This window comes from Thiocapsa imhoffii (genome assembly GCF_016583985.1).
GTDB lineage: Bacteria > Pseudomonadota > Gammaproteobacteria > Chromatiales > Chromatiaceae > Thiocapsa > Thiocapsa imhoffii.
In genome coordinates this window covers 197,006-215,703 of the sequence record NZ_NRSD01000001.1, presented here as the reverse complement: position 1 = coordinate 215,703, position 18,698 = coordinate 197,006, and the positions used below count along the sequence as shown (strand labels likewise).

The following is an 18,698-nucleotide window of genomic DNA, read 5'->3' as shown; positions in this document are numbered from 1 at the left end:
TGTATCTCAACCCACCCGAAAGACCTTCATCACCTCGTCCCCCAGGTGGTTGATCACCTTCACCGCGATGCGTCCGGATGCGGGTTTGGGGAAGGGCCGGGAGGTGTCGCTGTTGAGGCTCGCCCAGGCGTCTTCGTCGATTTCCGCCTTGAGGGTGGTCTTGAGCGCCTTGTAGGGATCCTCCGCGCCGAGGAAATAGGCGTGGCGGACGAAGAAGCTCTCTTCGTTGTAGTCGGTGTCGATGAACCAACAGGCGATGCCCTCGGGGCCGTCGCTGCGCACCTCGCCGGTGCCGGGATGGAAGACATCCACGCCGAAAATAGTGACTTGTGAATAGTGGCGAGTGGTTAGTGGCGCGTGGCAAGCGAGCGCATCAACGCCGCGAGCATTTTGTTGATCTCGGCGCAGACGTTCAATAAGGCTTCGGAATTCGCCAGAGCGATGTACTCCAGCCTCGCGCAGAGTTCGATAAAGGTCTCGAGCTCCGCCAGCGAGCCGCGCGCCATACCAAGCGACTGGAGAAACTCCCCCGTCGTCCTTCGCGCCTGACCCTCGGCGATGTTCGCTGCCACCGACGAGGCCGCGCGACGCATCTGCGAGGAAATCCCATATCTCTCTTCGGCGGGCAATTGCCGCGTTTCGGCATAGATCATCACGGCCAAGTCCATTGATTTCTTCCAGACGATCAAGTCCCGATATGAATTGATAGATGTCATAAGGCGCCACCCGCTCTCCAGTGCTATCCACTAACCACTCTTCACTCGCCACTGTCATATCCGGCTCGCCGAAGATGACGAAGAGGTTGCCCTTGCTGGTGGTCTTCAGATCCTCGGCCATGTGCAGGTCGGCATTCATGCGCGCCTTGAGCACCGGGATGCGTCCGAGCTTGTTGAACTCCGTGGCGTGGGCCTCGTAGTTGAAGGCACAGGCGATCAAGACATCGAAATCGGCTTCGCCCGCCTCGCGTGCGGCGCTCACCAGATCCGGGCGGGTGACGGTGCCGAACTCGGGACCGATGAAAATCGCTGCGCGATTTTCAGTGGTGAGTGGCGAGTGGTCAGGGGTGAGTGTGGGGTTTTGCTCGCCACTCTCCACTCGCCACTGATCACTGTCTATGCGGCCTTCGGCACAGATGAGATCGCCTGGCCACGGGGTCAGCGAGGTGAAGATGATCTTGCCGTCCTTGTGCGCCTGCTGCACGCCGGCAACCTTGAGGTTGTCCAGGATCATCTGGGAGAAGGTCGGCTTATCTCCGTACCCGGCATCCGGGTTGGCGACGCTGTTGGCCGGATCAATCAGTTCGTCGTTCTCGTCGACACCGAGCACCCGGTGGGGCGACAGACTCTCGACGGTGAACGGGCCGGAGACGCGGACGGTCTTCTTGTCGGTGTAAGGTTTGTCGTAGAGAGACTCGGAGTCGGCCTTGGCGGCGATGGAAGCGTCGATGTCCTGTTGGCGCGCGATGCGGGCCTGCCAGTAGGCAGTGATGAGTGGATGAGTGGAGAGTGGCCAGTGGGAGGGCGCCTCGCGCGGGATCTCCCATTCCTCAAGGGTCTTGTCCTGGCCAATGGCCACGGACAACCGATCACGAAGTGGCGCCAGCGTCTCTTCCCATTTGCCCCAGATGACATCGATCTCGGCATTGTTGGCGATGGACTTCAGCGTGATGTGCGGAACGCGTTCGTAGACGAAGCCATGGCGGATATCGCCTCGGGTGGGCTGAGACGAGGGGACGCCGCGGGTGATCTCGGCCTCTTTGAGCTGGCCCGCGGGCGAGTCGGCGAGCAGGTAGTAGGGATAGCGGGCGCCCATGATGCGGGCGCGGGCCAGTGCGAGTGCCACGCGGGAGGTGTCGATCGTGATCCAACGGCGGCCCCATTGTTCGGCGACGTAGGCGGTGGTGCCGGAGCCGCAGGTGGGGTCGAGGACGAGGTCGCCGGGGTCGGTGGCCATGAGGATGCATCGCTGAACAACTTTTGAGCTAGTCTGGACAACGTAAACCTTTTCCTCAGCTCGACTGCTCAACAAAACATCATCCCAAGAATTACCGATTGGAGTAACCGAGAAGTCGTCGAAGAATCGGACATAAGAGAGCTGTTTACCCCGTGGCTCTAGTCGGGCGGCTTTAAGCAGCTTCTCCATTCCAGAGATCGTGGTTTTCCAGTGAGAACTGGGATTGGGTTGGTATGAAGCGCCAAATGCTCTAAAAGCTACGGATAGGCTTTGGGAATATCCAGTTGAGATAATGTTGTCTTGCCGATAGAAGCGGGCAGTTGTGATTTCATTATTAGTCTTGGCTGCGATTTCATGATTTGCTGAAGAAGAGAGGCGTGTTCCATCGGGAAGTTCAATACGCTTGTATTCGCTCTTTCCACCGAGCGCTTTGGGTTTCATCGGTTGTCGGTATTTAACCTTCGAAAGGTCTTTGCTATACCACACGACATAATCGAAGAGGTCGCCAATCACGTTGGTTTTTGCTTCGGGGCTGCTTACCGCAGATGTCTTGATGAAGGCAATTTGCGCAGCAAAATTCGTTTCGCCGAAGACCTCATCCATTAGTGCCCGAACGCGGTGCACATTCTCATCCCCAATCTGCACAAACACCGACCCCGAATCGGTGAGCAAATCACGCGCAACCGTCAGGCGATCACGCAAATACGTCAGATAGGAATGAATGCCATCCCGCCAGGTATCCCGAAACGCCTTCACCTGCTCCGGCTCGCGGGTGATGTGCGCGACGTTGCCGTCCTTCACATCGCGGCTGGTGGTGCTCCATTGGAAGTTGCTGTTGAATTTGATGCCGTAGGGCGGGTCGATGTAGATGCACTGGACCTTGCCGCGTAGACCCTCGCGCTCGGCGAGGCTGGCCATGACCTGAAGCGAGTCGCCCAGGATCATGCGGTTCGACCAGTTCTGGTCGTGTCGATAGAACTCGGTCTTGTCGGCGTCCTTGGGAATGCCGTTGAAGTCGGCGAAAAGGTCGAGTTGAGTGGATCGTGTAGAGTGATGAGTGGATAGAGAAGATGAGCCGTTCTGACTATCCACTCGCCACTTTTCCCTATCCACTCTCCGCAAGTCGTCGATCAACGCCTTGGGGTGGACCTTCTCTTGGATATAGAGCGGCGGGGCATGGACGACGAGGTCGCTCCAATCCTGTTGATCCTTGCCGCGCCAGATGAGCTGAGGGTCGAGGTCGCGGTTGCGCTGCGCCTTCTCGTCGGCGAGCGCATCGGGCTGCTCGGCGGGTCCGCGCGCATAGGTCACCCGGACCGGGGCCTGCTCGTCCTTGCGCATGATCGACTGATATTCGGCCGTCGGGATGTTCTTGCGGGTGGCCTCGTCGTGAGTGATGGTCTCGACGTTCAGCGATGGGGTCTTGGGTGTGCGGGCCATCTTGAGTCCTTAGATGAACGGATTCTCAACGATCAATGTCTCGATGCGTTGCCCATGCTGCAGATCTTCGGTCAGCAGCCGAGTACAGCCTGCTTCGAGGGCAGCAGCAACGATGAGCGAGTCGTAGAAGTGGAATCCATAACGGGCGCGGATACCGAGCGCGCGAATATAAAGCGAGTGGCTTGGGATCACGGCCCAGAGTGGTATCAGGACTGTGTTGCAATAGGCTTCCGCTCCTGCGTGATCCAAGGGGATGGCTGCTTTATGGACGGCAGCATTCAGAAATTCCTGAACGACCTGCCAACTGATACAGCTCTCTCCCGTTCGCAAGGCGTCACGAACGATGCCGGTCGCGATCGAATGCTTCCGAACGTCTCCATCGTCGACGTGATAGAGCAGGACATTGGTGTCGAGAAAGCATTCAACGCTCATTCATTTGCTCGCGCGTCAGCTTTCGTCCAATGCGGACCTTTCCACTCAGCTCTTGTGTTAAGGCATCGAATGCTCGCACCGCCTCCTGCCGCTCGGCGTAATCCGTCACCCAACGGCGCAACAGATCATCGAGTGTCGTGTGCTCCGACGCGGCGCGTCGGGTCGCGGCTTCGATCAGCCCTTCTTCGATGTTGAAGGTGATGCTCTTCGTCATGGTCTTGAGCCTCTGGATGGTTATCCTCAATGGGCCTTGATCTTGGATCCTGCCATCGTGGCACGTGGCGCAGAGCGCCACGGTTCATGCGTGACACCGCAGAGCGGGTGTCACGAGCTATGCCTTGGTCGTACGACGCTATTCATCGGCCGTGCCACCTTGACGTCGACGCACCTCGGCATTGATCTCGTCCCAATCCATCAGATGCATGCCATCCGCGATGGCGTCATCACGCAGGCTCAACAGATGCTGCCACTGGGCTGCGCGCGCGGGATCTTCACCCGCGATGGGCACATCGCCGAATTCGGCGCCGGAACGCGGCTCGCTGCCCCCTAAACGCGCGAGACGGCGGGCGCTCTCACGGGCAATCAATGTCCTCAAGCCTTCCTGGATGAGATCCTTCCGGTGGGTCAATCCGGTCAGCCGTTGGGCTTCCTCGAGCAGATTGTCATCCAGGGTTACGGTTGTACGCATAACGATATGGTCTCCTCTGTCATGTCCGGGCCGCTGGAGCGGCCAAGACTGCATTCCCACGCGGAGCGTGGGAACGAGAACTCACTAGCCACTAGCCACTAACCACTAACCACTAACCACTAACCACTAACCACTAACCACTAACCACTATCCCCCAACGACCGCCGCGATCATCGTATTGAACGCGCTCTCGACCTTGGCCTTGAAGTCGGCCTCGATCTGGTAGACATCGGCGAATTCGGCGAAGGCCCAGCGGCCGTGCGTGCCGAGGTTGTTCACGCCGGGCACCCAGTAGACATCCATGGTGGTCTTCTTCTCCTTGGCATCCTCGCCGCGATAGCCCTTGATCTCGACCGTGAGATTCAGCAGATCGGCCTCGCCGTGGCCGTCGTCGACCCGCACGATGAAATCAGGACGGTAGCGGCGCATCTCGGAGCCATAGCGGTAGGGGACCTCGAAGCCCAGGTTGTGGTTTTTAACATAGGCCCTGACGCGCGGATGGGCCTCGGCGACACGGCAGAATTCGGCCTCCCAGTCGCTGTCGAGGATCACCCAGTTGAGGTGACAGCGGCGCGCGTCGGTCTCCCAACGCTCGGTCTTGGAGGTGTTGAAGTTGACGTGGGCGGTCGAGCCGACCGGGTTGTAGGGGTCGAGCAGCGCCATGATGGGGCGCTCGCCGATCTGGGCGCGGGTGATGCCAGCGGTGATGCGCTCGCAGGCCATGTCCGCGAGGGTCTTGTATTTGAGCTGAGCCGGATAGGTGCCGCCCTTGCATTGCAGATAGGCATCGAGCCATTGACGCGCGATGCGCTTGAGCTGGCCGAACAGATGGAGTTGCGGCTCGCCGTTGGCGTCGCGGAAGCGACTCAGCAAGAGATGCGAGGTCAGCTCATAGAGGACCTGGGATTGGCGCACGTCGCCCGTGTGCACCAGGTTGAGATCCACGGTCGCGCCGATGATGCCGGAATTGCGGGTCTCGGCGGCGCCGACCAGCTCGGGGGAGATGACCAGGATGGAGTCGGCGTCGAACGCGGCGGTCAGGCGGTCCTGCGGCAGCTCGGTGCGATAGCCGGCGACGCGGGGGAAGCGGATCTCCAGGGCGTCGCGCTCGGGTCGTATCGCCTTGACCTGGATGGTCTCGCGCGGCCGCTGATGCGGGGCGACCGTGGGCGTGGCGTTGAAGTCGAAGGGGATGCCGAGCACGTCGGCATACTCGACGTTGAAGAGCCCCTCTTCGTTGAGATCGTAGGATTGGCGGCGCAGCGCCCGGCCGATGACCTGCTCGCACAGGAGCTGAGTGCCGAAGGCGCGCACGCCGAGGACGTGGGTCACGGTGCTGACGTCCCAGCCCTCGGTGAGCATGGAGACGGAGACGACGCAGCGGATCTCGGCCCCGAGTCGACCGGGCTTGCCGACGGTGTTCATGACCTCGCGCAGGAGGTCTTGGTCGGTCAGGTTCTCGGCCTGACGGGCGTCATTGGTACGCTCGATGATCTCACGGCGGAAGCGCTCGATTTCGTCCGAGGCCATGGCGCGGAAGTTGGCATCCAGCGCCTCGCCCGACTCCAGTTGCTCGCTGTCGATCAAAATGGTGCGGGGGCGCGGCAGCGGGTTGCCGTGCTCGTCGTGATTGCGAAACAGGGGCAGGCGACCGGGCTCCGGCTTGGTGCTGCCGTCCTGTTGCTCGCGCTGAAATCCGGAGATGTAGTCATAGACCAGCTTGGACGTGGCGGTGTTGTTGCAGACCACGATGAAGCAGGGCGGGACCGTAACCCCGGCCGCCGTCCAGAGGGCATGGGTCTTTTCGTAGTGGCCGTAGAGCGCTTCCAGCGCGGTTTGTAGCTGAGGCGGAAGGTCGAGCGGATTCAGCGAAGCCGCCTTGCCGCGTCCCTTTTTGGGCATCTTGGCGCGGATGTGCTCCCAGAGGTTGCGGAACATGGGCATCTCGCCGCCGGGGATGTTGTCCGCGATCGGCACGCGCGGGAGCTTGACGATGCCGCACTCGATGGCATCCATCAGCGAGAAATCGCTCATGGTCCAGGGGAAGAGCGTGCCTTCGGCATAGCCCGAGCCGCGCAGAAAGAAGGGGGTGGCGGAGAGGTCGAGGACACGCGCCAGCCCGACTGTCCGATTGACGGCCTCCAGTCCGGAGATCCAGAGCCGGGCGGCCTCGTTGTTCTTCTCGGCCTCCTTCTTGTCGTCGCCCTTCAGCACGCCTTCGGGGGCGTCCCCCGTGGACGCATTCGGTTTCTCGCGGTAGCAGTGATGGGCCTCGTCGTTGATGGCGAGGATGTTCTTCAGGCCCATCAGGTCCGGCATGACGCGCTGGAGCATCTGGCCTTCGGTCTCCAGCGTGTTCAGGGCCTCGCCACCACGGCCCTGGAGCAACAGCCGTCCGCCCTTCGACAGCTCGACACGCTCGCGCCGCTTGAAGGCGTGGTAGTTGGTGATGACGATTTTGGCGCGGTTGACCTCGTCGAGCAGGTCCGTGGGCACCAGCTCGCGGCTGGCGTAGTAGCTGTCCGGGTCGTTGGGTTGCAGGACGCGCAGGCGATCCTTGATGGTCAGACCCGGCGCGACGATGAGAAAGCCACGGCTGAAGCGCTTGCTGCTGGGCCGCCGTACGGCATTGATGGTCTGCCAGGCAATCAACATGGCCATCACCGTGGTCTTGCCGGCGCCGGTCGCGAGCTTGAGGGCGAGGCGCATCAACTCGGGGTTGGCGTCGTGGTTGGCGTCGCTCAAGTGGGTCAGGAAGCGTTCGCCGGTCTTGCCGATCTGGGGCGCGACCTCGGTCAGCCAGATGGCCGTTTCGACGGCTTCGATCTGACAGAAGAAGGGACGCAAACTGCTGAAGGGATGGTGGCGCCAGTGCTGCAGCAGGCGCGCGGTCTCCGGGGTGACGCGCCAGTGATTGGGGTCGGGATCGAGCCGCCAGCGGTCGACTTCTTGGCGGACCGCGTTGATGACGGCGGTGTGATCGTAGCGCTGATCCTCGGTACTGAGCCCCTTGCCTTCGTCGAAGGCGAGCGTGTCCTGCTTGGGTGCACCCTTCTGCTTCTTCGGCTTGGGGATGGGCGTGATGAACTCGGCGCGACGCCGGGCTTCGAGGATCCGGTGTGTCGGCTGACCGGTCTTATCCAGCTCCCAGTGGCGCGCTGGATAGGCGTAGGGCGAGTTGAGAATCGGTCGGTCGAAGAACGGGTGCCCCATGTATGTCTCCTGACGATGGGTGCTGAAGTCCTGCGTCGCCCCGCGCGCTGCCGCTTCGGCATCAGACGGGTCAGACACGCTGTCTGGCGTGGCGCGATAGCCGCTGTCTCGGGGAGGCTAGAGCATTGCGCTGGCGATGACAAACTCGGCTTTCGGCGCGCGTCGGCGCTCGCGGGGCGGAGCTGGGATTAGCCTCGTCGAGGCAGGGAACATGGAGCCGAGTATCCAGTGCATCCGCCGCTCGGGTAAGTTTTCAAAATCCGCCCGCGTAGGCACTTCGACGGGGGCTGAGTCGGCGTCAGGAGCATGGCTCCGAGTGCTTTGAACCGGAGTGCCGCCAGCCAGCGCTGATACTGCGCGGATTCCGCCTTTTCAACGCGATTATTTGCCTGAAACAAGAATCAGGTCGTCCTTTGCAGGCTAATCCGACTCCGAAGGATTTGGTGATATTCAGAGTCTAAGTGGGCCACTGCATCGGGTGGAAACATCGTTTTCAAAGACACTCCTCTCCCGTCGTGACACAAAACGATATCTCTCTCCGACTCAGAAGCTATACCACTTCATACTCGCTCGGATCCTTGAACTCACGCTTCTTGCCATGAAACGATTCGTAGAGTTCCCGATGCCTTGAGAGCCCATATTCGTCCGTACGACTCTCGTAGGACTTCACCCATTGGAGCAGGTTTTCTAGATTTTCATCTTGTTCTTGGCTTGATCCAAACTTTTCGGGCTCCCACGGTCGTGAGCGGCAGTGTGCAATGCATGCATCTACGCCAGGGTAGGGTTGAGGAAGATCAGTTCCTCACAGATCTCCAGTACGGCCTCTATAATGTCGGCGTAACAGCCTTCGATGATCCAGCTTTCGTTTCCTGCAATCCAGTTCTTCACATCCTCAATGCGGCTTACCGTCCGGGTCGGTCAGGAACCGCGGGTAACGAAGCCGTGGTTGGCACCGCCCCTGGGCCATGCGTTTGACCTCGCCGTGCGACCACGTCGGCTTGGTCGGCCGCGAGGAAGAGATCACGGATTGCGGGGGCCGCGAGACGTGCGGCCTCCACCGACGCATGACCCATGTCGTCGCGATAGAGCATCTCACCATTGGCGCCGAAGTAGGTACACACCTCATCGGGACAGAACACCTCGAGCAGATCCACAACCTTGATCCCATTGCGCATCTCGAGTCCACGCAGCAGATCATTGAGTGGAGTGAGCCGCTTGAGCGTATCTTCCTTGCTGAAATAGGTGCAGGGTCCGCCAAAGGGCGCAAACCACTGGGAAGCCGCCATGATGGGCTCGCACATCGCCTCGCGGGCGAAGGGCTTCCCATGCAAGACAGCGAATTTGATCCCACGTGAGGCCAAGGTCTCCGACAAGCGCGTCAGACCAGCCTCGAGTTGTTGCAATCGGTCTTGTGCCGCGGAACTGGGCGATCTCGGTGTCAGCCGATTGAGGTCAGTGATCAGAAAGACCCAATCGTCCTCCTGGAGTTGGTCGACCAAGGTCGGCACCACCTCCTCCCAATAGTAGTCGATCGCCTTTTCACGCAACCCAACATGCGGGATTTCGGGCACGGCAGGCGCAGCCCAAGCGGCCGTGATGGTGACGGCATACCCTTCCTCGCGCACCAATGGATCGAAAGCCTGGACGAAGGCAGCGGCATGCGAGTTGCCAATAACCAGGACACGACGCTGAGCTGTGTCGAACCGGCCAAGCGTGCATGCTTCGAGCGAGATGTCCTTGCCAATATCGGCATTACTTTCGATCAGACAGGGTTCGCCGCCCCAACCAGAATGCGTGTCCTGCATCACATAGGGGTCCATTAGCGAACGGTTGCCCACTGCCGCTAACTCTGGGTGCGTTCCGGCATAGAGACGCTCATTCAATACGCTGCCGAGCATCACGACCACCAACGCGGCACCGACCAGTGAACTCACTCCGAACCCCATGGTCCGCAGGCGTGACGGGGACCACTCAGCGCGGCGCAAGGGGTTTTCAACGTAACGATACGAAACCTCCGCCAACAAGACGATCAGGGCCAATTGAAAGGGAAAGGTCCACCACTCGATTCCGATCGTCCAACGACTCAACGAAATCACGGCCCAATGCCAGAGATAGAGGGAATAGGACAGCAATCCGATATGGACCGTTACAGGATGCGCGAAGACGGCGAAGGAAACAGTCTTGGGCTGGAGTGATGCGATCAACAACATCGTGAAGAGCACGATCGCGGGGGTCGAGTAGACCGAGGCCTCGACCGGAACGAGGAACGTGATGGCGATGCCCGCCAACGCGATGATCGAAAGCGCTTCGCTCAGCGCATTGGACAGACGGCGCTGCTGCGCCTGGCGTGGACGCAGCGCCAGAAAGAGCAGGGCGCCAGCACTCAACTCCCAGAATCGCGCGGGCGTGAGATAGTAGGCCGCGGGCGGATTGGACGCGTGCAATGAGATGAAGATCCACAGCGAGATCAGAGCCAACACCGAAAGCAGGATGATCGCGTTCAAGCGGCGCGGTGCCTCGCGCCCCCCAATGCCGGCCAGCCAGAGCAGCAAGGGAAAGATCAGGTAGAATTGCTCCTCGACACCCAGTGACCAAGTGTGTGTAAAGGCATTCAACTGGGCAGAGGCACCGAAATAGTCGGTGGCCTGGAAAAACAAATAGAGGTTCGAGACGCCGAATAAGGCCGCCACCCCGGTCTTGAGTGAGGTGCCTGGGTTCGGGTTAAACAGGGTGAGGAGGACACTGGTGACGAGCACACAGAGGACAAGGGCCGGGATCAGGCGTTTGACTCGACGTTTATAGAAATCGAGCAAGAAGTCGCCCAGGCTCACACTGCTGCTCTTATAGAGCGACCCCGTGATGACGTAGCCCGAGATCACGAAAAACATGTCGACACCCAGAAATCCGCCGGGCAGCAGATGACTGTTGAAATGGGTGATGATGACACCGATGACAGCCAACGCACGGAGACCGTCGACCTCCGGCCGGTACTCAAGCGCGCCAGCATGGTGACCTCGCATCATCGCGACTCCTTCATTGACTCGACCGGTAGGATAACGATGCTCGATCTGATGCAGCGACTCGCAACCCGCATGGCACCCGCGCGACACATCTTGATCATGCTCGGGGCAGTTGGCATTCTCGTTGTTGGTGCCACGGTTCTTGCCTTCGAGGCATCGACCGGCAACCGGATCCTGTTGCCCGCCGTCCTCATCCTCTTGTGGGCAACACTCGGCGTGATTTTCGTTGATGTCTTCGCGCGGATTCCGGCCGCTCCGGAACCGAGCTGGGGGCGTTGGAAACGTCTCAAGCGTCGAATCTCACGCAGTCTTTACTGGCTGCTTGGCATCGCATTCATCGGCACGAGCCTGGTGGCCATCAATGTGAGTCTGGCGATCGCGCGCGAATGGATGGATGACTGGCCTCGGGGTAACCCAATCAGTGCGACCTGCCCCGTCCGCATCCCGCTCGCTGAAATGCCGACCTGGCGGATGGTCTGAAGGGAACGACGGTCGGTCCGCATCGAGGACGGATCGCACCTACGACAGGGCTTGGTCTGCTGGTGGGTTAACCCGCTCGGCGCCACTTAAGAGCTGCCACCACCCGAAACGTCCTACGCACCCAACCCAGTCCGCCGGTCGGTGGGTGCCGCGTCGTCGACGGGCACCCTCCGCACCAATCGGCACAGGCTCAGTTGGTGACCTGCTGAATGCCCGCGATGAGCCAGTTGCCCTCCGCAGCCGCCCACGGATGCTGAACATTCCAAATCTCTTGGAAGTCCTCGGCAACCCCCTGCGCATCTTCACGAATCAACCCGGAGAAGAGGATGCTCGCCACGACGAGGTCGCCCTCGCGTCGAATCCCAACGAGTTGGCTGTTCAGACGCACCACCTCGGTCACCTGCTCGCCTTCGGTTTTCTGCCGTTCGCGCTTCAGTTCCGCGAAGAGTTCAGGCGTGGTGTATTCCTGGAGATCCTCGAAATCCGACTGATCCCATGAGGCCTGGAGCCGGATGAAATGGGCTTTAGCGCCTTCCGCGAAGGCCGGTCCATCGAACCAGGTTGGGGCCTCATCGTCTCCCGCCACCGGGCCGGACTGAGTGCCCAAACCAGGATGCAGGATGCTTTGACTGCCGGAGCGGTTGCCAAACGGCGACGTCACGGCCGCTCCGCGCCGCTCATACGCGGCACCGGCCTGCGGATAACCGCCCGGTCCCGCGCCGGCCATCGCCGGCCGTGCCTGATTGCGTCGCCACATCCGAAAGAGCATGAAGGCGCCGACGGCGAGCAGAATGATCAGCAGGAAGTCCATGATCTGGAAGCCTTCGAAACCATCACCGAACAGCATCGCGGCTAGGAGCCCCCCGGCCGCGAGTCCAGCGAGTGGGCCGAGCCAGCGACTGGCGCCACTGGCCGGGCGTTGCTGTCCGGCCGCGGCTTGCGACTGGCCTTGCTGTGCCGAACTCTGCTGCTGATTCGAACGCTGTGCCTGCGCCGGTTGTTGCGCCTGGCGCTGCTGGACGCTGCTCGACTGTTTGCCGAGGTTCATCCCGCCGCCCGCGCGTCTTGCCTCCGCATCGACCGGTATGACCATCATCCCCACGGCGAGCGTGACCATCGCTGCGCTCAATAACATCTTGAGTCTCATTTGGATCTGAACTCCTGAATACAGTGATCTGAATGTCATGATGTCTGAATCTTCGGCTTCGGGATAGCCCCGACAGCGGTGATGGTCATCGCCGCGGACACGTCCCAATGTGGGAGACACAACGGAATCATCCGACGACCGGACCTTCGCGTCTTGGCCACAACGCATAGCCCAATAGGATCCAGGGTTTTAACCCGAAAAACCATTCGAACCTCGTCGCCCTTCACCACATCTTCATCGAACCTCGGCGAGACCCTGCTGGCGCGGATCGGATGCCGCCTCGACCACTCCACTCGCACGATCCCAGAGAATCGCTTGCATGCCGCCGATCGGCCGTTCGAGCGGCTCAAGCCGGTGCCCCATTGCCGCAAGCTGCGATTGCGCCTCGTGGCTCAAGGCGCCTGATTCAAACTCGATGCGATCGGGCAGATACTGATGGTGGATGCGCGGCTGCGCGACCCAGTCCGTGAGCGGCATGCCCGCCTCCACCCCCAGAATCCCTTGCAGCACCATGGTGATGATGCGACTTCCACCAGGGGTGCCGAGAATCGCGACCGTCTCCGCTGACTCCACGAAGGTCGGCGACATGCTCGAGAGCATCCGTTTCCCAGGTGCGATCGCGTTCGCCGCGCTGCCGATCAGACCATAGGCATTAGGTACACCCGGCTGCGCGGAGAAATCATCCATCTCATTGTTGAGCAGCACTCCCGTCTTTGGCGGAACGAAACCCGCGCCGAAGGGATGGTTCAGACTCAGGGTCGCGGCCACTCGATTGCCGTGGCGATCGAGGATGGAGAAATGCGTCGTGTCCTCGCTCTCGAGCAGGGATTCGCGCGGTGAGGGCAATGGGCTTGGGGTCGCGCGCGCGGGATCGAAATCGCGAATCAAGCCGGCGGCATGGTCTGGATCGATCAGGCGGGCGATCGGTATCGTCACCTGATCGGGATCACCGAGATCGCGCGCCCGCTCACGATACGCACGCCGCATCACCTCAACGAGGGCATGTGTCTGCTCCACACCGGGCGCGGGTGGTGGCGCGATGGCGTCAAGCATATTCAGCATCTGCACAAGCAGCACCCCGCCCGAGGACGGCGGCGCGGCGCTAACCACACGCCAGCCACGAAACTCACCCACGATGGGTGCGCGCTCGATCGAACGGTACTCGGCGAGATCCCCGAGCGTCCAGATCCCGCCAGCGTCAGCGACCCCGGCCACCAGTCGCTCCGCAACCGCGCCACGATAGAAGCCATCGTGCCCATGAGCGGCTAACTGCTCCAGGGTCACGGCCAGGTCCGGTTGACGCAGCCGATACCCGAGCTCCGGAACCTCCTCATCGACCAGGAATTGCGCGGTTGCCGCCGCGGACGCCCGCAGATCGGTCAGGCGCCAACTCGCATAACGACGGTAGATCTCTCCGACCTCGAAGCCCTCACGGGCCAGCGTGATCGCGGGGGCCAGTGTCTGCGCCAGCGGCAGGCGCCCATACTGCTCGCTCAGCTGCACCAGCGCTGCGGGCGTTCCCGGAATGCCAGCCGCCAGAGGACCTACGAGCGCCATCGCGGGGATGAACTCGCCCTGCTCATCAAGGTACAGATCGGCATGAGCCGCTCGTGGCGCACGCTCACGGCCATCGATCATCACCTCGTGACAATCCTCGGCGCGATGCAACAACCAAAAACCGCCACCACCAAGACCCGAACCATAGGGCTCGACGACACCCAGGACGGCCGACACCGCAACGGCGGCATCGAAGGCATTCCCGCCGTCCGCGAGGACCTGGAGCCCCGCCGTGGTCGCCAATGGATGGGCACTTGCCACTGCCGCCTGGGCGGGGGGTGCACTGGTGGGAGCCGGACAGCTTGCCCCCGCCCCAGCGCTGAACAAACACAGCACCGCAAGCCACCCGCGCGCGCGGGCCGCGGTGCTCGCACTCAGCACGGCGAGGTCAGCCCTCGCCCGTGATCCGCTCATACTTGGCCCTGAGTTCGTCTTCGGTCTCCTCGTTGCCGGGATCCTTGATGATGCAGTCGACCGGGCAGACCTCGACGCACTGGGACGTCTCATAGTGACCGACACACTCGGTGCAGAGGCTCGGCTCGATCACGTAGATCTCGTCACCCTGGGTGATGGCCCCATTCGGACACTCCGGTTCGCACACGTCGCAGTTGATGCATTCGTCGGTAATCAGCAAAGCCATGGAATCACTCCTGAGCAAGAGGTTGTGAAGGCCGCCCTTCGGTGGCTGTATGGGGATGGAGCAATGTTATCCAAACCGTTCCTTGAGTGCAGCCTGCACCGCGGGCGCGACAAAAGTCGAGATATCACCGCCGAGTCGCGCGATTTCCCGCACCAGTGAGGAGGAGATATAGGAGTAGGTCTCGGCCGGTGTCAGGAACAGCGTCTCGATGTCCGGCGCCATTCGGCGGTTCATGCCCGCGAGTTGAAATTCATACTCGAAATCCGACACGGCGCGCAGGCCACGCATGATCACGCTCACGCCGAGTTGCCGGGTGAAATCGACCAAAAGTCCTTGAAAGGGGATGATTTCGACATTCTCGCGGGGGCCGAGCGCCGCGCCGATCAGGTGCACCCGCTCCTCGGTCGAGAAGAGCGGTGATTTCCCCGTGTCGACGGCCACCGCAACGATGACCCGATCGAACAACCGCGCGGCGCGCAGGATGAGATCGGTATGTCCGTTGGTGACGGGATCGAAGGTGCCAGGATAGACCACGCGACGCAAGCACGATACCTCGTTGAGACGACGACATAGAGGGCGATTGCGGTGCGCACCTTAACACAGCGAGGGGTTGGTTAGGAAAGCCGCGCGGCGCAACGCAACCCCCTAGGGTCGCGCCCCTCACCCCGCCACCACGGACAGGCTATAGCGCACCTCTCCGGCGGTCTTGTCGCGCACCAGATCCCAGGTCGGGGGCAGCACGGGAAGGATGCCGCGCGCGGGGAGTTCGAGATACACCCGGCTGCCAGGCTTAAGCCAGCCGCCCGCGTTCAGGCGGGCGATGGCCGTGGACCACAGATCCTGCCCGAACGGCGGATCGAGAAACACGATATCGAACGGCTTTCCACCGCCTTCGAGCCAGCGCAGCGCATCCGTGTGAATGATCTGGGCCTCGTCAGTGCCGAGCGCCTGGGCACTGGCCATCAGGTGTCGGGCAACCGGCCCAGCACGCTCCAGCATCACCACCTCCCGCGCACCGCGCGAGAGGGCCTCGAAGCCCAGGGCGCCGCTGCCGGCGAAGACATCGAGACAGCGTGCCCCCGGGATCAGGGGCGCGAGCCAATTGAACAGGGTCTCGCGCACCCGATCCGGAGTTGGGCGCAGCCCCGGGGCATCCGGGACGGACAGACGCCGTCCGCGCCAGCGTCCACCGACTAGGCGCAGGCGAGCGCTAGCCTTCGCCACCGGCCGGCGCCGCCTGATCCGCGCCCTGGCCACCCCCAACCCGGACGATCGCCAAGCGATCCGGGTCGATGCGACGCGCAAAGGCCTCCTGGATCTGCTCGACCGTGACCGCCTCGATCCGGTCGGTAAAGCGATCGAGATAATCGAGCGGGAGGCCATAGAAGCCCATCATGGCCAAATAACCGACGATGTCCGAGTTACTCGCGATCCGTAACGGAAAGCCGCCCGTGATGTTCCGCTTTGCCGCGGTCAACTCCGCGTCGCTCGGGCCCTCCGTGATGAAGCGCTGGAGCGTCTCGAGCATCACGTCTTGCGCCTGATCGGCCTGATCATTTTTGGTCTGCAAACCCATCAGGAAGGGACCCGGCTGGGCCAGGGGCGAAAAATAGCTGTAGGTGCTGTAGGACAGGCCACGCTTCTCCCGAATCTCTTCCATCAGGAGCGAAACCAGACCGCTGCCGCCCAGGATGTGGTTGCCCACATAGAGCACGAAGTAGTCCGGGTCACCGCGGCGCATCCCCGGCTGTCCGGCGAGCAGCGTCGTTTGGGAGGAGGGGAAGGTGATCGGCTCCAAGACGGCCGCCGTCAAGGCAGGCACCTCCGGCAGGGGCGGGGGCGCCTCACCCCGCGGCAGGCCGGCGGTGATGCGCGTGGCCAATTCCTCTGCCTGAGCCCGATCGAGATCACCAACGATGGCGACCACGGCATTGGCCGCGACATAATGCGCGCGATGAAAATCCACCAGATCCTCGCGGGTCAGCGCGCGGATGGTCTCGGCCGTGCCCGCGGGATCCGTCGCATAAGGATGGGAACCAAAAATCTGCCGATAGAGTGCCTTTTGCCCCACCGAACGCGGTGACTCCTCATCGCGGCGCAGCGCAATCAAGCGATTGCTGCGTTGCCGCTCGAAATCAGCCTCCGGAAAGGTTGGCGCCGTCAACAGGAGCGAGAGCGTCTCCACCGCCGTATCCATCGCGGGCTGACGGGTGAGCGTCCGCAGCGAGACCGTCGCGGTGTCGCGATCCGCGCTCGCGCTGAGATTCGCGCCCAGGTTCTCGAGCCGCTCAGCGATGGCATCCGCATTCCACTCGCCCGCCCCCTGCGTCAGCATGGAGGCCGTCATCGAGGCCAAGCCGAAGCGCGCGCCATCGCGGGCGCTCCCGCCGTCGAAGACCACCGAGACATCGACCATGGGGAGTTCGGGTGAGGGCACGAACAACACGCGCGCGCCATTCGGCGTCTCCCAGGACTGGATCGTGGGACCAGCGTGCAGCGCGCTTGCCGCAACCAGCAACAGCATGCTCGACCAGAGCACGAATCGACGGGAATTAGTGAACATGACCTTGCATCTCCAGCGCGACCGGGGCGCGTGCGGTGTGATCTTGACCGAGTGGTTGCGGGTCTAGGATCCCGACGGTCAGGCGCTCGGGGCGCAGATATTTCTGGGCCACCGCGCGCACCTGCTCGGGCGTGACGGCGGCGAGTTCATCGACATAGGTATCGGCGAGTTCCCAACCCAGGCCGACGGTTTCCAACTGTCCGAGCACCATGGCCTGGTAGAAGAGCGAATCCAGCTCGTAGACCTTGGAGGCGATCAACTGATTGCGCACCCGCTCCATTTCCTGTTCGTCAACGAGCACGGACTGGACCCGTTCGATCTGCTCAAGCAGCGCGGCCTCGAGTTGCTCGACGCTCTGACCGGTCGCGGGCACCCCGCTCAGCATGAAGAGTCCGGGCAGACGTCCAAAGGCGCTATAACTGGTTCCAGCCGAGGCGGCCACCTGTTGACCACGCACCAGTTCCCGGGCGAACCGTGCGCTGCTGCCACCGTCAAGGATCGACGAGAGAACTTCCAGCGCGTAGGGCTCCCAGGACTCCTCGGCGTCAATCAAGGCGGGCACCTTATAGCCCATCAGCAGATACGGCTCCTGCGCCGGCACCTTCACCACCAGGCGCTTCTCGCCGAGTTGTTCCGGTTCGGCCCGCGGCTTGGGCGGACGGATCGCTTCGGGCTCGAGTGATCCGAAGTGGAGTTCCGCCAGACGGAACACCTCCTCCGGGTCAACATCGCCGGCGACCACCAGGGTCGCATTGTTGGGCGCGTACCAGAGTTGGTACCAGTCGCGCACATCCTCGACCTTCACCGAGTCCAGATCACTGGGCCAGCCGATCACCGGGATGCCATAGGGCGAGGCCACGAAGGCGACGGCATTGAAGCGCTCGAAGGTCAGCGACTGCGGATTGTCGTCGGTGCGCGTGCGCCGCTCCTCCTTGACGACCTCAAGTTCCTTGCGGAACTCCTCGGGGTCGAGCGTGAGATTGCGCATCCGCTCGGCTTCAAGTTCGAAGGCGATCGCCAGTCGATCGTTCGCCAGCTTTTGGAAGTAGGCGGTGTAGTCGCGCCCCGTGAAGGCGTTCTCCTCGCCGCCCTGCTCGGCAATGATACGGGAGAATTCGCCCGGGCCAAGCCGCTCGGTACCCTTGAACATCATGTGCTCGAGGATGTGTGAGATCCCGGTCACGCCGCCAAACTCATAACTGGACCCGACCTTATACCAGACCTGCGAGATGAGGATCGGCGCACGACGATCCGGCTTCACGAGGACCTTCAGGCCGTTCTCCAGGATTCGCTCCTGCACGGGCTCGCCCGCACCCAGCGTCACGGCTGGGAGACAGAGCAAGACTAGACTGATCACGATTCGTCGCATGGACACTCCTGATGCATGATTTCGATGTCGGCCGACACGGCCGTGTCGTCTGGGGCATATTAGGGCAGAGCAGGCACCTTAGTAGTTCCCAAGCCACCCGGAACAGCGGGCGGCGCGGTCCTCGGCGGGCGACGGTTGGCCCCTTCTGTTAGCATTGCGCTCATTCAGAGCCGCTCCTGATCGGCCTCGCGCCAAT

The 18,698-nt window shown here is 61.9% G+C and carries 14 protein-coding genes; 1 reads left to right on the top strand and 13 read right to left on the bottom strand.

Annotated features, from left to right (window positions below; translation table 11 throughout):
- Window positions 1–6 precede the first annotated feature (6 nt).
- From CKO25_RS22120 to CKO25_RS00935, 6 genes are all read right to left on the bottom strand, one after another.
- Window positions 7–3,393 carry a site-specific DNA-methyltransferase gene (locus CKO25_RS22120; protein WP_242467249.1) on the bottom strand — a complete coding sequence of 1,129 codons (3,387 nt, stop codon included), beginning with the start codon at window positions 3,391–3,393 and terminating at the stop codon, window positions 7–9.
- A gap of 9 nt (window positions 3,394–3,402) precedes the next feature.
- A complete protein-coding gene (locus CKO25_RS00955; RefSeq protein ID WP_200386031.1) occupies window positions 3,403–3,825 on the bottom strand; it encodes a PIN domain-containing protein in 423 nt (140 codons plus the stop codon).
- Entirely contained in the window at window positions 3,815–4,039 is a 225-nt protein-coding gene (locus CKO25_RS00950; protein WP_200386030.1) for a hypothetical protein, read from the bottom strand. The genes CKO25_RS00955 and CKO25_RS00950 overlap by 11 nt, the downstream gene beginning before the upstream one ends.
- A 138-nt stretch (window positions 4,040–4,177) precedes the next feature.
- Window positions 4,178–4,513, bottom strand: coding sequence for a type II toxin-antitoxin system VapB family antitoxin (locus tag CKO25_RS00945; RefSeq protein ID WP_200386029.1), 336 nt, complete (start codon window positions 4,511–4,513; stop codon window positions 4,178–4,180).
- Window positions 4,514–4,660: 147 nt separating this feature from the next.
- The gene (locus CKO25_RS00940) at window positions 4,661–7,726 is read right to left on the bottom strand and encodes a BPTD_3080 family restriction endonuclease (protein ID WP_200386028.1); all 3,066 of its coding nucleotides are present in this window, start codon (window positions 7,724–7,726) and stop codon (window positions 4,661–4,663) included.
- A 902-nt stretch (window positions 7,727–8,628) separates the two neighbouring features.
- Window positions 8,629–10,749, bottom strand: coding sequence for an acyltransferase family protein (locus CKO25_RS00935; RefSeq protein WP_200386027.1), 2,121 nt, complete (start codon window positions 10,747–10,749; stop codon window positions 8,629–8,631).
- Between the two features lie 36 nt (window positions 10,750–10,785).
- Between CKO25_RS00935 and CKO25_RS00930 the strand changes: the two genes are divergently transcribed.
- Window positions 10,786–11,226: a hypothetical protein gene (locus CKO25_RS00930; protein WP_200386026.1), complete on the top strand. Its 441-nt coding sequence runs from the start codon at window positions 10,786–10,788 to the stop codon at window positions 11,224–11,226.
- A gap of 190 nt (window positions 11,227–11,416) precedes the next feature.
- On the opposite strand, the gene CKO25_RS00925 is transcribed toward CKO25_RS00930, so the two are convergent.
- From CKO25_RS00925 to CKO25_RS00895, 7 genes are all read right to left on the bottom strand, one after another.
- On the bottom strand, window positions 11,417–12,361 hold the full coding sequence (locus tag CKO25_RS00925; RefSeq protein WP_242467247.1) for a Tim44 domain-containing protein: 945 nt from the start codon (window positions 12,359–12,361) through the stop codon (window positions 11,417–11,419).
- Between the two features lie 246 nt (window positions 12,362–12,607).
- The gene (ggt, locus tag CKO25_RS00920) at window positions 12,608–14,344 is read right to left on the bottom strand and encodes a gamma-glutamyltransferase (RefSeq protein WP_200386024.1); all 1,737 of its coding nucleotides are present in this window, start codon (window positions 14,342–14,344) and stop codon (window positions 12,608–12,610) included.
- The gene (locus CKO25_RS00915) at window positions 14,319–14,570 is read right to left on the bottom strand and encodes a YfhL family 4Fe-4S dicluster ferredoxin (RefSeq protein ID WP_200386023.1); all 252 of its coding nucleotides are present in this window, start codon (window positions 14,568–14,570) and stop codon (window positions 14,319–14,321) included. The genes ggt and CKO25_RS00915 overlap by 26 nt, the downstream gene beginning before the upstream one ends.
- 66 nt (window positions 14,571–14,636) lie before the next feature.
- Window positions 14,637–15,113: a pantetheine-phosphate adenylyltransferase gene (gene coaD / locus CKO25_RS00910; protein WP_200386022.1), complete on the bottom strand. Its 477-nt coding sequence runs from the start codon at window positions 15,111–15,113 to the stop codon at window positions 14,637–14,639.
- A 117-nt stretch (window positions 15,114–15,230) separates the two neighbouring features.
- On the bottom strand, window positions 15,231–15,794 hold the full coding sequence (rsmD, locus tag CKO25_RS00905; protein ID WP_338115038.1) for a 16S rRNA (guanine(966)-N(2))-methyltransferase RsmD: 564 nt from the start codon (window positions 15,792–15,794) through the stop codon (window positions 15,231–15,233).
- Window positions 15,781–17,133: a M16 family metallopeptidase gene (locus tag CKO25_RS00900; protein ID WP_242467245.1), complete on the bottom strand. Its 1,353-nt coding sequence runs from the start codon at window positions 17,131–17,133 to the stop codon at window positions 15,781–15,783. The genes rsmD and CKO25_RS00900 overlap by 14 nt, the downstream gene beginning before the upstream one ends.
- The gene (locus CKO25_RS00895; RefSeq protein WP_200386020.1) at window positions 17,123–18,502 is read right to left on the bottom strand and encodes a M16 family metallopeptidase; all 1,380 of its coding nucleotides are present in this window, start codon (window positions 18,500–18,502) and stop codon (window positions 17,123–17,125) included. Before CKO25_RS00895 ends, CKO25_RS00900 begins: the two co-directional genes overlap by 11 nt.
- Window positions 18,503–18,698: the final 196 nt, after the last annotated feature.